The sequence below is a fragment of the Klebsiella sp. RHBSTW-00215 genome (assembly GCF_014103785.1).
Lineage (GTDB): Bacteria > Pseudomonadota > Gammaproteobacteria > Enterobacterales > Enterobacteriaceae > Klebsiella.
In genome coordinates this window covers 4195441-4210279 of sequence record NZ_JABXQS010000001.1, presented here as the reverse complement: position 1 = coordinate 4210279, position 14839 = coordinate 4195441, and the positions used below count along the sequence as shown (strand labels likewise).

Here is a 14839-nt window from a genome sequence, read left to right as displayed (position 1 = left end):
GATGAGGTTGTTATCTGCACAGTGGATTGCTAAAGTGATTTAGTGAATCACACTACTAAATGGCGAAATTCATCATGGCGGAATACAAGGACAACCTGCTCGGCGAAGCCAACAGCTTTCTTGAGGTGCTGGAGCAGGTCTCACGGCTGGCACCGCTGGATAAACCTGTGCTGGTGATCGGCGAGCGCGGTACCGGTAAAGAGCTTATCGCCAGCCGCCTGCACTTTCTCTCTTCCCGCTGGCAGGGGCCGTTTATCTCGCTAAATTGCGCCGCGCTCAATGAAAACCTGCTCGACTCCGAGCTGTTCGGCCACGAGGCCGGAGCGTTTACCGGCGCCAGCAAGCGCCATCCGGGGCGTTTTGAACGTGCTGATGGCGGCACCCTGTTTCTTGATGAACTGGCAACCGCGCCGATGCTGGTGCAGGAAAAACTGCTGCGGGTGATTGAATATGGCGAGCTGGAGCGCGTCGGTGGCAGCCAGCCGCTGCAGGTTAACGTTCGCCTGGTGTGCGCAACCAATGCCGATCTGCCGCTAATGGTAGAAGAAGGGCTGTTTCGCGCCGACCTTCTCGACAGGCTGGCCTTCGATGTGGTGCAACTGCCGCCGCTGCGCGAGCGGCACAGCGATATCATGCTGCTCGCCAGGCAGTTTGCTATCCAGATGTGCCGCGAGCTCGGACTTCCGCTATTTCCCGGCTTTAGCGAGCGGGCGACGGAAACGCTGCAAAACTACCGCTGGCCCGGAAATATTCGCGAATTGAAAAACGTGGTTGAGCGCTCGGTCTACCGCCATGGCAGCAGCGACAGCGAGCTGGATAACATCATCATTAATCCCTTTCACCAACGGCAAACCTCACCGGTCGTCGCAGAAAAAAATAACGCCGGGCCTGCGCTGCCGCTCGATTTGCGTAGCTTCCAGCACCAGCAAGAAAAGAGCCTGCTGGAGATGAGCCTGGAGCAGGCAAAATACAATCAGAAACAAGCAGCGGAATTGCTCGGTCTCACCTACCACCAGCTACGGGCGTTGCTTAAGAAGCACCAGCTCTGAACCGAACGCAGGATTAGAAAAATAAGTGACGCCGTCACTAAATTACCGATGAATTAATGGTTAATTATTTGTAACTAGCAAGATACTTCAATGTGAATTATCATCTGCGCCATGACCATTCAACGGACTGAAAATACAGATGATTCCGGTTAATTCCTCGACGCTTAGCCGCTATGCCGCGCACGTCAGCTTAATCCATACAATGAAAGGCCATAAGGCCCCTGCGCTGTCGGTCATGATGATCTTTTCAGACCTGTGCATCCGTTCAACCGAGGATTCCTATCGCCTGCAAGGCTGGGAAATTACGCAGAAAAAAAGTGGTCTGGTACTGCGAACCTATGTTGCCACCCATCACGACGGTGATGAGTTTGAAATTACCCCCAAAGATTATATCACGCGATATAACCAACTCCTTCCGCTGTAGCCCTCCCTGCCCAGCCGCGGTGGAAACACGGCTAACTGGAGAAACCGCTAATAAAAAGATACCATGTGGCAAAAATCAGGGTGCCCGCGCCCCGTGGGACATATGAATCTCTTTTCATAATACCTTCGCTCGCCTGACGCCAAACGCAGGGTGATTTAAGAGGTATACTCGAAGTTAATAAGCGGTTTAAATTTGAATTAGTTGGCCAAATAACCAACGCAACCATCGCTTACATTATCTCCATAAGCAATTAAGGTGGTGGTAAATGTTATTTAATATTAATAAGATAGAGCCTTGCTCTATAATCAAAAAGATACTATGCGCCTGAAATTGTCATCTCTCCTGGCAGCCGTCTCTATGCTGTGCGGACAGGCCTTTGCCGCGCCAGCGCTGCCTGCTCACGCCGATATCCGTGATAGCGGCTTTGTTTATTGCGTCAGCGGTCAGGTCAATACTTTTAATCCGCAAAAGGTCAGCAGCGGACTGATTGTCGACACGCTGGCCGCCCAGCTCTACGACCGCCTGCTTGATGTCGACCCTTATACTTACCGTCTAGTGCCAGAGCTGGCGGAAAGCTGGGAGGTACTGGATAACGGCGCGACCTACCGTTTCCATCTGCGCAACAACGTGCCATTCCAGACCACCGCCTGGTTCAAACCCACCCGCAACTTCAATGCCGACGACGTTATTTTCACCTTCGGGCGCATTTTTAATCGCAACCATCCGTGGCATAACGTCAACGGCAGCAGCTTCCCTTATTTCGACAGCCTGCAGTTCGCTGACAGCGTTGAAAGCGTGCGTAAGCTGGATAACCAGACCGTCGAGTTTCGCCTGAAACGCCCGGACGCCTCGTTCCTTTGGCACCTGGCGACCCACTACGCCTCGGTCATGTCGGCGGAATATGCCGCGAAGCTGGCGCAGGGCGATCGTCAGGAGCTGATTGACCGCCAGCCGGTCGGCACCGGTCCGTTCCAGTTGGAAGAGTATCGTAGTGGCCAGTACATCCGGCTACAGCGCCATTCAGCCTACTGGCGCGGCACGCCGTTGATGCCGCAGGTTGTCGTCGACCTCGGTTCTGGCGGGACAGGTCGCCTGTCGAAATTGCTCACCGGCGAGTGCGACGTGCTGGCCTGGCCCGCCGCCAGCCAGCTCTCAATTTTGCGTGACGATCCGCGACTGCGTTTGACCCTGCGTCCAGGGATGAATATCGCCTGGCTGGCGTTTAACACCGCGAAACCACCGCTTGATAACCCAGAAGTTCGCCACGCGCTGGCGCTGGCGATTAATAACCAGCGTCTGATGCAATCAATCTACTACGGCACGGCGGAAACCGCAGCGTCGATGCTGCCACGCGCCTCCTGGGCCTACGATAATGACGCCAAGATTACCGAATACAATCCAGCGAAAGCGCGCGCCCAACTGAAAGCGCTGGGGCTGGAAAAGCTAACCCTCAAACTGTGGGTGCCAACCAGTTCGCAAGCCTGGAACCCCAGCCCGCTGAAAACCGCCGAGCTTATTCAGGCGGATATGGCGCAGATTGGCGTAAAGGTGATTATCGTGCCGGTTGAAGGTCGCTTCCAGGAGGCAAGATTGATGGATATGAACCACGATCTGACGCTCTCTGGCTGGGCAACGGACAGCAACGATCCGGACAGTTTTTTCCGCCCGCTGCTGAGCTGTGCGGCGATTACCTCGCAAACCAACTACGCTCACTGGTGTAACCGCGAGTTCGATGAAGTGCTGCAAAAAGCGCTGACCTCGCAGCAGCTGGCATCGCGTATTGAAGCCTATAAAGAGGCGCAGCACATTCTCGCCAACGAACTGCCAGTACTGCCGTTGGCTTCTTCGCTGCGTTTACAGGCTTACCGTTACGATATGAGAGGCCTGGTACTGAGCCCGTTTGGCAATGCTTCCTTTGCGGGCGTCTCGCGCGAGAAAGAAGACGAGGTGAAAAAACCATGATTATTTTTACCCTGCGCCGCTTCCTGCTGCTGCTGATTACGCTCTTTCTGCTGACCTTCGTCGGCTTTAGTCTGAGCTATTTCACGCCGCACGCCCCGCTACAGGGCGCTTCGCTGTGGAACGCCTGGTTGTTCTGGTTTGAAGGAGTACTGCACTGGGATTTCGGCGTCTCCAGCATTAACGGTCAACTGATCTCCGAGCAGCTCAAAGAGGTTTTCCCGGCCACCATGGAGCTGTGCATCCTCGCCTTCGGCTTCGCGCTGTTAGTCGGCATTCCCGTCGGTATGCTGGCAGGGATTATGCGTAATAAATGGCCGGACACCCTGATTAGCGCCCTGGCGCTGATGGGCTTTTCTATTCCGGTCTTCTGGCTGGCGCTGCTGCTGACCCTGTTCTTCTCCCTGACGTTAGGCTGGTTCCCGGTATCAGGGCGCTTCGACCTGCTGTATGAAGTCAAGACAGTCACCGGTTTTGCGCTGATTGACGCCTGGCTTTCTGATTCGCCGTGGCGTCATGAAATGATCGTCAGCGCCGCGCGTCATATGGTGCTGCCAGTGCTTACCCTGGCGGTGGCGCCGACTACCGAAGTGATCCGCCTGATGCGTATCAGCACCAGCGAAGTCTACGACACGAACTATGTCAAAGCCGCAGCGACTCGCGGCGTTTCACGGCGCACCATTTTGCACCGTCACGTGCTGCACAACGCCCTTCCGCCAGTGATCCCGCGTCTGGGATTACAGTTTTCCACCATGCTGACGCTGGCGATGATTACCGAAATGGTCTTTAGCTGGCCGGGTCTTGGCCGCTGGCTGATCAACGCCATTCGTCAACAGGATTACGCGGCTATTTCGGCGGGGGTGATGGTCATTGGCGCGCTAGTGATCATTGTAAACGTGATATCCGATATTTTGGGTGCTATGGCTAACCCACTGAAACATAAGGAATGGTATGCCCTACGATAGCGTTTATCTGGAGAAGCGCCCGCCCGGCGCGCTGCGCACCGTATGGCGAAAATTTTATGGCGATACGACCGCGATGGTGGGTCTGTACGGCTGCGCGGCGTTAGTGCTGTTATGCGTTTTCGGCAGTTGGTTCGCTCCGTATGGCATCGACCAACAATTTCTTGGCTATCAGCTATTGCCGCCGTCGTGGTCGCGCTACGGCGAAGTCTCATTCTTCCTCGGCACGGACGATCTTGGCCGTGACGTCCTCAGCCGACTGCTAAGCGGGGCGGCACCAACGGTAGGCGGCGCGTTTGTGGTGACCCTCAGCGCCACCCTGCTGGGTCTGGTGCTGGGCGTGATTGCCGGTTCTACTCACGGCCTGCGCTCAGCCATCATGAACCATATCCTCGACACTCTGCTGTCGATCCCGTCCCTGCTGTTAGCGATAATCGTCGTCGCCTTTGCCGGGCCGCACCTCAGCCACGCCATGTTCGCCGTCTGGCTGGCGCTGCTGCCGCGTATGGTACGTTCAGTTTACAGCATGGTGCATGACGAGCTGGAAAAAGAGTACGTCATCGCCGCCCGCCTCGACGGCGCGTCGACGCTGAACATTTTATGGTTTGCGGTGCTGCCGAATATTACCTCCGGCCTGGTCACTGAGATTACCCGCGCGCTGTCGATGGCCATTCTGGATATCGCTGCGCTGGGCTTCCTCGACCTCGGCGCTCAGCTCCCCTCTCCGGAATGGGGAGCAATGCTCGGCGACGCGCTGGAGTTGATTTACGTCGCGCCGTGGACGGTGATGCTTCCGGGGGCGGCAATCATGCTAAGCGTCCTGCTGGTTAACCTGCTGGGCGATGGGATCCGCCGCGCAATCATCGCCGGGGTGGAATAATGCCGTTACTTGATATCCGTAATTTAACCATCGAATTCAAGACCAACGAAGGCTGGGTCAAAGCCGTCGATCGCGTCAGCCTGACCCTCGCTGAGGGCGAAATCCGCGGTCTGGTCGGAGAATCTGGATCAGGGAAAAGCTTAATCGCCAAAGCGATTTGCGGCGTCACCAAAGATAACTGGCGGGTGACCGCTGACCGTATGCGCTTCGATGATATCGACCTGCTGCGCCTCTCAAACCGTGAACGCCGCAAGCTGGTGGGCCACAACGTATCGATGATTTTTCAGGAGCCGCAATCCTGTCTTGATCCTTCCGAACGTATCGGCCAGCAGTTAAAGCAAAATATCCCCGGCTGGACCTTTAAAGGTCGCTGGTGGCAACGCCTGGGCTGGCGTAAACGTCGCGTCATCGAGCTGTTACACCGCGTGGGGATTAAAGATCATAAAGACGCCATGCGCAGCTTTCCCTACGAACTCACTGACGGCGAGTGCCAGAAGGTGATGATTGCTATCGCGCTGGCAAACCAGCCGCGGTTGCTGATCGCCGATGAGCCAACCAACGCCATGGAACCGACGACCCAGGCGCAAATCATCCGCCTGCTGACGCGGCTCAATCAGAACAACAACACCACCATTTTGCTGATCAGTCACGATATGCAGATGCTGAGTAAATGGGCAGACAAAATTAACGTCATGTACTGCGGGCAGACAGTAGAGAGCGCTCCCAGCGAAGAGCTGGTGACCATCCCCCATCACCCGTATACCCAGGCGCTGATTCGCGCAATCCCGGATTTCGGTAGCGCCTTGCCGCATAAGAGCAGGCTCAACACCATGCCCGGGGCGATCCCATTGCTTGAACAGTTACCGATCGGCTGCCGCCTCGGCCCGCGTTGCCCCTATGCCCAGCGTGAATGCATCGAAACGCCCCGGCTGGTGGGCGTGCGTAACCATCTCTACGCCTGTCATTTCCCGCTGAACATGGAGAAAGAGTGAAATGGTCGAAACATTGCTTGAAGTGCGCAATCTGAGTAAGACCTTTCGCTACCGTACCGGCTGGTTTCATCGACAAACCGTAGACGCGGTCAAGCCGCTGAGCTTTACCCTGCGTGAACGCCAGACCCTGGCCATTATTGGCGAGAACGGCTCAGGGAAATCAACGCTGGCGAAAATGCTTGCCGGAATGGTCGAGCCCAGCACCGGCGAACTGCTGATTGATGACCATCAGTTGGAATTCGGCGATTACTCTTATCGTAGCCAACAGATTCGCATGATCTTTCAGGACCCGTCGACTTCGCTCAACCCACGGCAGCGAATTTCTCAAATTCTCGATTTTCCGCTGCGTCTGAATACTGACCTCGAGCCAGAAGCACGACAAAAGCAGATTATCGAAACGCTCCGTATGGTCGGGTTGCTGCCGGACCATGTGAGTTACTATCCGCATATGCTGGCGCCAGGGCAAAAACAGCGCCTCGGTCTGGCCCGCGCGCTAATTCTGCGCCCGAAGGTGATTATTTGCGATGAGGCGCTGGCGTCGCTGGATATGTCGATGCGTTCACAGTTAATCAATCTGATGCTGGAGTTACAGGAGAAACAGGGTATCTCCTATATCTACGTCACCCAGCATCTGGGGATGATGAAACATATCAGCGATCAGGTTTTAGTGATGCATCAGGGGGAAGTGGTCGAACGTGGCAGCACCGCAGATGTACTGGCCTCGCCGTTGCATGACCTGACCAAACGTCTTATCGCCGGGCATTTTGGCGAGGCGCTCACGGCTGACGCCTGGCGTAAAGACGGCAAATAATCCGAGGCGCACAATACGATGATTATTCCGGTTCAGTTTTCCTCTTTACCCGTGACGCCGTGGAAAAACGGCGGCGGCGAAACTCGCGAAATTGTCAGCCTCCCCTCGCCTGATGCGCCTTTTATCTGGCGCGCCAGTATTGCCACCCTGAGTAACGATGGGCCGTTTTCCCTCTTTCCTGAGGTTGACCGGGTGATTACCCTTCTCGAAGGGCAGCCGCTGTGGCTGCACGGCGACAACATCGCGCAGCGCCTTGAATTATGGCAACCGTGGGCTTTTGCCGGAGAATGGCCCCTCGTCAGCGAGGGCATTTCCGGACGCGGCCTGGATTTCAATATCATGACTCAGCGCTCGCGCGCCGCCGCTCTGGTCACGGTTGTCGCAGAACAACAGCAGCCCGGCGCGGAAGGTATCGCCTGGGTGCTGCAAGGTCGCTGGCAGCTGGCTGGCAAGACCTGTACAGCCGGTTCAGGGATCTGGTGGCACGGCGAGTCGCCGGGAGAGCTGCTCCCGCAATCTGCAGATGCCCGGCTTTTACTGGCCGAGATTGAACGCCGCTAACAACGGATGTCTGTCATATCAGAGGGTATACTCTCTTGTATGCACGGTAACCCCTACGTGATAAGGCGTAAGGGACAACAGAAAAATATCGTGACACAAGGGGTCGTCAGTGGGATATAATTCCCGGCTAAATTTGAGTTATTTTGAAATAACAACGCTAACCAAATGATTGTTAAAGTAAAAATACGCAATAACGATAAGGATTAAAGCTATGGGTTTTCTTTCCGGTAAGCGCATTCTGTTGACTGGCCTTGCCAGCAAACTGTCCATCGCCTACGGTATTGCGCAAGCAATGCACCGTGAAGGGGCTGAACTGGCGTTCACCTATCAGAACGAAAAACTGAAAGGTCGTGTGGAAGAATTTGCTGCGGCACTGGGTTCCAACATCGTACTGCCGTGCGACGTGGCTGAAGATGAGAGCATTGAATCTCTGTTCACCGAGCTGGAAAAGGTATGGCCGAAGTTCGACGGTTTCGTACACTCTATCGGCTTCGCTCCGGCGGATCAGTTGGACGGCGATTATGTTAACGCGGTCACTCGTGAAGGCTTCAAAATCGCCCACGATATCAGCGCCTACAGCTTTGTGGCGATGGCTAAAGCCTGCCGCGGTATGCTGAACCCGGGCTCCGCCCTGCTGACGCTGTCCTACCTGGGCGCTGAGCGCGCGATCCCGAACTACAACGTAATGGGTCTGGCGAAAGCGTCCCTCGAAGCTAACGTTCGTTACATGGCGAACGCTATGGGTCCGGAAGGCGTTCGCGTTAACGCTATCTCTGCCGGTCCGATTCGTACTCTGGCTGCTTCCGGCATTAAAGATTTCCGTAAGATGCTGGCGCACTGCGAAGCGGTCACTCCGATCCGCCGCACCGTCACCACTGAAGACGTGGGTAACAGCGCAGCATTCCTGTGCTCCGACCTGTCTGCAGGCATCTCCGGTGAAGTCGTTCACGTTGACGGTGGTTTCAGCATCGCCGCAATGAACGAGCTGGAACTGAAATAAGTTCTTTGCCCTCCTCGCGTCCGTGAGGAGGGTGCTTTCCCCCGCACTTTTCTTTTGTTATTCCAATCCGCTATTTGTTAGCACGTATCAATATTTTCTCCCGCTCCGGGGTTAAGCCAGGATAGTTCAGCATAGCGCAACCGCGAAACGGTGGTTTGCCACATACCGAACAAGGATCCCCCATGGAGCAACGCCGCGTTAACGGCAAAAACCACTGGTATCATGAGACCCAGTCAACAATCTGCCCGGTGGATGTATTGCCGCTCGTCCCTGAAGCCGCCCATGTCGAAGATCGCTTTCTACTCGACCTGACTCTGCCCGAAGATCTTTTCCAGGCGCATGCGCGTTGGATAGCGCCTGCCCGTCAGTTAGCCGATGCCTTCTTCCCGACGACAGTGGTTGTGAGCCGCTTGCAAACATTTAATGCCTACGACCGGCTAAGTACTGCGCTGACCGTGGCACAGGTTTACGGCGTACAGCGCCTGTGTAACCACTATGCTGCCCGCCTGGCACCGCTTCCCGGCCCGGACTCTTCGCGAGAGAGCAACCGTCGTCTGGCACAGATCACGCAATATGCTCGCCAGCTTGCCAGTTCGCCTTCGGTTATTAACGCGCTATCCCGCAGTCAGTTGGATGAGGTGGGCTTGACCAGCCGCGATATTATTCTGATCAATCAGATTGTTGGCTTTGTCGGCTTTCAGGCCCGCGCTATCGCCGCACTCCAGGCCGCATTAGGTTATCCGGTTCGCTGGATACCCGGCATGCCGCAGCAGGAAGATGCGCCAGAAGCGCTTTTTGCCGCAAGTGATGTCGACTGGCAGCCGGGCCTGGACGATTCAGATTTACACTACGCCAATGATGAGCGTCAATCGCTGTTAGCTGACTGGCAGAAGCATCCCGGTTTGTTCGAACTGGCACCGCTGCTGGCGACACAGGAGCCACCTCTTAGTGTGCTGGGACAAGTTCTGACACATCTCAGCGACGCGCAACAGTTTGTCAGTCAGGTGGCGCTGATAACCGCACGCATTAACGGTAGCACCAGCTGCTTTAACGCCTGGGTCGCACGATGTCCGGATTTGCCAGACCTTATTGAGGCTTTGCGTGGTCATGGGGCAGACGCTCAGGCATGGGAGCTGCAACATCCCCAGGAGCGTGTCATTTTACAGGCCGTCCAGCTTTTGACCCGAGCCCCAGACCGCTTCAGCGCCGCCCAGCTAACTCCCCTTATTGAATACGGACTCTCTCGCACTTCGGCTATCGACCTTCTTGCCTGGTGCGGGCTGTGCGGTTGGATGAATCGACTGAAAATCGCCCTCGGGAATGTGTGTCAGCAGACGTAAAATGCTGAAACAGCGCTTGCTGAGGCAGGCATATTCGCGTAAAAATGTCAGCCGCTCTTTTAGCCACGAAAATAAGAAATTATGTTTCAGGACAACCCGCTGCTAGCGCAGCTTAAACAGCAACTGCATTCCCAGACTCCGCGCGTTGAAGGGGTCGTTAAGGGGACGGAAAAAGGCTTTGGCTTCCTGGAAGTCGACTCGCAGAAAAGCTATTTTATTCCGCCGCCGCAAATGAAAAAAGTGATGCACGGCGACCGTATTATTGCCGTGGTCAATACTGAAAAAGAACGCGAAAGCGCTGAGCCAGAAGAGCTGGTTGAGCCTTTTCTGACGCGTTTTGTCGGCAAAGTTCATAAGAAAGATGACCGTCTTTCCATCGTTCCTGATCATCCGCTGCTGAAAGATGCCATTCCCTGCCGGGCCGTTCGCGGCGTTGAGCATGATTTTAAAGAGGGTGACTGGGCCGTTGCTGAAATGCGCCGTCATCCACTGAAAGGCGATCGCGGCTTCTATGCCGAGCTGACCCAGTTCATCACCTATGGCGATGACCATTTTGTACCGTGGTGGGTTACCCTCGCGCGCCACAATCTGGAAAAAGAAGCGCCGGATGGCGTAGCAACTGAAATGCTCGACGAAGGTCTGGAGCGCCGCGACCTAACGGCTCTGACTTTTGTGACCATCGACAGCGCCAGCACCGAAGATATGGACGATGCCCTGTACGCAGAGCTTGCCGCGGACGGTAAACTGCACCTGACCGTCGCTATCGCCGATCCGACCGCCTGGATTGCTGAAGGCAGCAAGCTGGACAACGCGGCGAAAATTCGTGCCTTTACCAACTATCTGCCGGGGTTCAATATCCCAATGCTGCCGCGCGAGCTGTCTGACGACCTGTGTTCCCTGCGCGCCAACGAAGTTCGTCCGGTTCTGGCCTGCCGTATGATTCTGGCTGATGACGGTACCATTGAAGACGATATCGAATTCTTCACTGCCACCATCATGTCCAAAGCGAAACTGGCTTACGATGATGTTTCCGACTGGCTGGAAAATAACGGCAGCTGGCAGCCAGAGAGCGATGCCATCGCTCAGCAAATCAAACTGCTGCAGGATGTCTGCCTACGCCGTAGCGAATGGCGTAAAACCCACGCGCTGGTGTTTAAAGACCGCCCGGACTACCGCTTTGTGCTGGGTGAGAAAGGTGAAGTGCTGGATATCGTTGCCGAACCACGTCGTATCGCCAACCGCATTGTTGAAGAGTCGATGATTGCCGCCAATATCTGCGCTGCCCGCGTGCTGCGCGATAAACTCGGTTTCGGCGTCTATAACGTCCATACCGGTTTTGATCCGGCAAACACCGAGCAACTGGCTGCGCTGCTGAAGACGCACGATGTACACGTTGACCCGGTGGAAGTACTGACGCTCGAAGGCTTCTGCAAGCTGCGTCGCGAGCTGGACGCGCAGCCGTCTGGCTTCCTCGACAGCCGCATTCGTCGCTTCCAGTCGTTCGCGGAAATTAGCACCGAGCCGGGACCTCATTTCGGTCTGGGCCTCGAAGCTTACGCGACCTGGACCTCACCGATCCGTAAGTACGGCGACATGATCAACCATCGTCTGCTGAAAGCGGTTATCAAAGGGGAAACCATTGCGCGTCCACAGGATGACGTTGCGGTACAGATGGCGGACCGCCGTCGTCTTAACCGCATGGCGGAGCGCGATGTCGGTGACTGGCTATACGCCCGTTATCTGAGCCCAAAAGCCGGAACCGATACGCGTTTTGCTGCTGAAATCATTGATGTCAGCCGCGGTGGAATGCGCGTGCGTCTGGTCGATAACGGTGCTGTCGCCTTTATCCCGGCTCCGTTCCTGCACGCCGTTCGCGATGAACTGGTTTGCAGCCAGGAAAATGGTACCGTGCAGATTAAAGGTGAAGTCGTCTACAAAGTGACCGACGTAATCGACGTCACGATTGCCGAAGTTCGCATGGAAACCCGCAGCGTGATTGCGCGTCCTGCCGCCTGATAGACTGCCCTGTGCGGCTCCCGTTCGGAGCCGCATCCTGGCCCTTCCCGTTGTTTTCCTGCGCGTTTTCCGCTAATAATAGTAGATGAGTTAGGTTGTGAGTTTTTTTCGCTTCTCTTTTTCATCCGTTTTTAGCATCATTGATTTTATTCACATTTGTAACCAGGATTACGCCATGTCAGATCTGAATGCCCGCCTGCTCGCCCAACGTATTGATACCGTGCTGGATATCCTGGTTGCCGGAGATTATCACTCCGCCATTCATAACCTGGAAATTCTAAAAGCTGAACTGCAGGCGCTTTCTAGTGACGAACAGGAAGCCAAGCCCGGCCAAACTAAAGCGCCGTGGGAAATCTAAAAACCTTTATCGCCGCGGTCGGCCGTTCAGCGCCGATTGTCAGCCTCAAATAGCCCTTTAACTGTGATGTTGCTATGAACGCCCGACAACAAAGTATTTTGCAAATGGTCATTGATAAAGGCCGTATGAGCGTGTCCGATCTCGCGAAGATGACCGGTGTCTCTGAAGTCACTATTCGCCAGGATTTGAATTTACTGGAAAAGCAGAGCTATCTGCGACGTACCCATGGTTTCGCTGTTCCTCTGGATAGCGAAGATGTGGAAACCCGCATGATGACCAACTTTTCTATTAAACGAGAGCTGGCAACGCGAGCCGCTAAGCTTGTTTCTTCCGGCGAGACGGTGTTTATCGAAAACGGCAGCTGCAACGCCCTGCTTGCCCGTACGCTTGCTGAGCGTGGCGATATCACCATCATCACCGTCAGTAGCTATATCGCTCACCTGCTTAAAGAGACGCCCGGAGAAGTCATTCTACTGGGGGGGATTTACCAAAAACGCAGCGAAAGTATGGTTGGCCCACTGACGCGGCAGTTCATTCAACAAGTTCACTTCAGCAAGGCCTTTATTGGTATCGATGGCTGGCAAGCTGAAACCGGGTTTACCGGCCGGGATATGATGCGCGCCGATGTCGTCAACGCGGTGCTGGAAAAAGGCTGTGAAGCGATTGTGCTAAGCGACAGCTCGAAGTTCAGCGTTGTTCACCCCTATCCGCTAGGCCCTGTAGAACGATTTAATCGCATTATTACCGACGACAACCTAAACGATGCCGTTCGCGATCGGCTGGCTGCGTGCGGATTAACTGTCGATATCGTTAATCACCCCTAATTCCCTATTTCGCTGCAACTCCTCACTGTGCCGGGTAAATACCCGGCCCATGCTTCGTCTGAGACTTTTCTGACACCTGAATTAAGACTTTTTACCTCCCTGAAAATTTTATAGAAAGTAAAATTAATGTTAGCGATATAACAGGAAGTGACTATCACCTGCGTGATTAGAGTAACACCTGCGCAACTTAGCTTCATGGAATACCCCTTAAGCAGAAGTAACAAGCTATGCTTATAGGAAGTTGTATCCGTGAATAGATTATTCAGGAGAAAATTATGATGACTTCAATGAACAAAAAAATGGCCGCTGCGGTCCTGGCAATAACAGTTGCAATGTCTCTGAGCGCTTGTTCTAACTGGTCTAAACGCGATCGTAACACCGCTATCGGTGCGGGTGCCGGCGCAATCGGTGGTGCAGTGTTAACTGACGGTAGCACCCTGGGTACGCTGGGCGGCGCCGCAGTCGGCGGTATTATTGGTCACCAGGTAGGTAAATAATATTCATCACACGAAATAAAATAAAAATTTATATTAGCTAACTGATTCTCCAGCAAAAAAATTAAGGCCACGATACGCATATCGTGGCCTTATTATTAGCCGCCCGCCAGTTTAACCTTCATACCTTTCGCTTCGAGAAGTGATTTGAGTAAATCACGCTTATCACCCTGAATCTCAATCACGCCATCCTTCACTGAACCGCCGCAGCCACATTTCTTTTTCAGTTCAGCAGCCAACTTAGCCAGCGCCTCGTCGTTTTCATCGATACCTGTAATCAAGCACACGCCTTTGCCTTTGCGACCGCTAGTCTGGCGCTGAATGCGCACAATGCCATCACCTTTCGCACGCTCTTGTACCTGTTTGGGCTCATCGATACGCCCGCTGTCCGTCGAATACACCAGACGACTGTTGGAATCGCTCATCACGCCCCCTTGTTCAATGATGCATTAATACTACTTAGCGTGGCGGCCGGATCGGCAGACTGAGTCACCGGGCGACCAATGACCATATAATCAACACCAGCGGCCAGCGCCTGTTCCGGCGTCATGATCCTCCGCTGATCGCCTGCATCGCTGCCTTGCGGACGAATGCCTGGCGTCACTAGCTTAAATGCCTGACCTAGTTCCCGTTTGAAGCGCACCGCTTCCTGTGCTGAACAAACAACGCCATCTAGGCCACAGTTCTGGGTCAGCGCCGCCAGCTTCGCGGCATAATCGGCTGGGGAAAGCGTAATGCCCAGATCCTGTAGGTCGCTGGCTTCCATACTGGTTAATACGGTCACCGCGATCAGCAGCGGCGCATCATTACCAAATGGTAGCAAGGCTTCACGTGCGGCGGTCATCATGCGCGCGCCGCCGGAGGCATGAACGTTGACCATCCAGACGCCGAGTTCTGCCGCAGCAGCTACCGCCCGCGCCGTGGTATTTGGAATATCGTGAAATTTCAGGTCGAGGAAAACCTCAAAACCACGCTGGTGCAGACAGCGGACAAACTCCGGCCCCAGCAGAGTAAACATCTCTTTGCCAACCTTCAGGCGACAGTCGCGTGGGTCGATGCGGTCGACAAATGCCAGCGCTTTATCACGGTTATCATAATCGAGAGCAACAACAATGGGAGAGGATGTGACAACGCGGGAAGAAGATATAGCAGTAGACGTCATGACCGGA

Annotated in this window: 16 protein-coding genes; 14 read left to right on the top strand and 2 right to left on the bottom strand. The window is 54.7% G+C overall.

Annotated elements, in window-relative coordinates:
- Positions 1 to 59 precede the first annotated feature (59 nt).
- The 14 genes from pspF to osmB all read left to right on the top strand — a co-directional run bounded on the left by pspF (position 60) and on the right by osmB (position 13673).
- A complete protein-coding gene (pspF, locus tag HV127_RS19950) occupies positions 60 to 1049 on the top strand; it encodes a phage shock protein operon transcriptional activator (RefSeq protein WP_182238171.1) in 990 nt (329 codons plus the stop codon).
- A 139-nt stretch (positions 1050 to 1188) separates the two neighbouring features.
- Entirely contained in the window at positions 1189 to 1473 is a 285-nt protein-coding gene (locus HV127_RS19945; protein ID WP_182238168.1) for a hypothetical protein, read from the top strand.
- A gap of 318 nt (positions 1474 to 1791) precedes the next feature.
- Entirely contained in the window at positions 1792 to 3435 is a 1644-nt protein-coding gene (gene sapA, locus HV127_RS19940) for an ABC transporter substrate-binding protein SapA (protein ID WP_182238166.1), read from the top strand.
- On the top strand, positions 3432 to 4397 hold the full coding sequence (gene sapB / locus HV127_RS19935; protein ID WP_112216495.1) for a putrescine export ABC transporter permease SapB: 966 nt from the start codon (positions 3432 to 3434) through the stop codon (positions 4395 to 4397). Before sapA ends, sapB begins: the two co-directional genes overlap by 4 nt.
- Complete coding sequence (sapC, locus tag HV127_RS19930; RefSeq protein WP_182238164.1) at positions 4384 to 5274, top strand: putrescine export ABC transporter permease SapC; 891 nt, start codon at positions 4384 to 4386, stop codon at positions 5272 to 5274. Before sapB ends, sapC begins: the two co-directional genes overlap by 14 nt.
- Positions 5274 to 6266, top strand: a complete 993-nt coding sequence (gene sapD / locus HV127_RS19925) for a putrescine export ABC transporter ATP-binding protein SapD (protein ID WP_181482494.1) — start codon at positions 5274 to 5276, stop codon at positions 6264 to 6266. Before sapC ends, sapD begins: the two co-directional genes overlap by 1 nt.
- 1 nt (position 6267) lies before the next feature.
- A complete protein-coding gene (gene sapF / locus HV127_RS19920) occupies positions 6268 to 7077 on the top strand; it encodes a putrescine export ABC transporter ATP-binding protein SapF (protein WP_110273484.1) in 810 nt (269 codons plus the stop codon).
- Between the two features lie 18 nt (positions 7078 to 7095).
- Positions 7096 to 7638: a HutD family protein gene (locus tag HV127_RS19915; RefSeq protein ID WP_182238162.1), complete on the top strand. Its 543-nt coding sequence runs from the start codon at positions 7096 to 7098 to the stop codon at positions 7636 to 7638.
- 211 nt (positions 7639 to 7849) lie between these two features.
- The gene (fabI, locus tag HV127_RS19910; RefSeq protein WP_112216491.1) at positions 7850 to 8638 is read left to right on the top strand and encodes an enoyl-ACP reductase FabI; all 789 of its coding nucleotides are present in this window, start codon (positions 7850 to 7852) and stop codon (positions 8636 to 8638) included.
- A gap of 182 nt (positions 8639 to 8820) precedes the next feature.
- A complete protein-coding gene (locus HV127_RS19905) occupies positions 8821 to 9978 on the top strand; it encodes a carboxymuconolactone decarboxylase family protein (protein WP_182238160.1) in 1158 nt (385 codons plus the stop codon).
- An 81-nt stretch (positions 9979 to 10059) separates the two neighbouring features.
- Positions 10060 to 11994, top strand: a complete 1935-nt coding sequence (locus tag HV127_RS19900; RefSeq protein WP_182238158.1) for an exoribonuclease II — start codon at positions 10060 to 10062, stop codon at positions 11992 to 11994.
- A 175-nt stretch (positions 11995 to 12169) separates the two neighbouring features.
- The gene (locus HV127_RS19895) at positions 12170 to 12352 is read left to right on the top strand and encodes a hypothetical protein (RefSeq protein WP_182238156.1); all 183 of its coding nucleotides are present in this window, start codon (positions 12170 to 12172) and stop codon (positions 12350 to 12352) included.
- A 74-nt stretch (positions 12353 to 12426) separates the two neighbouring features.
- Positions 12427 to 13176 carry a DNA-binding transcriptional regulator YciT gene (locus HV127_RS19890; protein ID WP_182238154.1) on the top strand — a complete coding sequence of 250 codons (750 nt, stop codon included), beginning with the start codon at positions 12427 to 12429 and terminating at the stop codon, positions 13174 to 13176.
- Between the two features lie 272 nt (positions 13177 to 13448).
- Entirely contained in the window at positions 13449 to 13673 is a 225-nt protein-coding gene (osmB, locus tag HV127_RS19885; RefSeq protein WP_181486436.1) for an osmotically-inducible lipoprotein OsmB, read from the top strand.
- A gap of 95 nt (positions 13674 to 13768) precedes the next feature.
- Here the strand turns inward: osmB and yciH are convergent, their stop codons facing one another.
- Both yciH and pyrF read right to left on the bottom strand, forming a co-directional pair.
- Entirely contained in the window at positions 13769 to 14095 is a 327-nt protein-coding gene (gene yciH / locus HV127_RS19880; RefSeq protein WP_110273493.1) for a stress response translation initiation inhibitor YciH, read from the bottom strand.
- Positions 14095 to 14832 carry an orotidine-5'-phosphate decarboxylase gene (gene pyrF / locus HV127_RS19875; RefSeq protein WP_182238152.1) on the bottom strand — a complete coding sequence of 246 codons (738 nt, stop codon included), beginning with the start codon at positions 14830 to 14832 and terminating at the stop codon, positions 14095 to 14097. The genes yciH and pyrF overlap by 1 nt, the downstream gene beginning before the upstream one ends.
- Between the last annotated feature and the right edge of the window lie 7 nt (positions 14833 to 14839).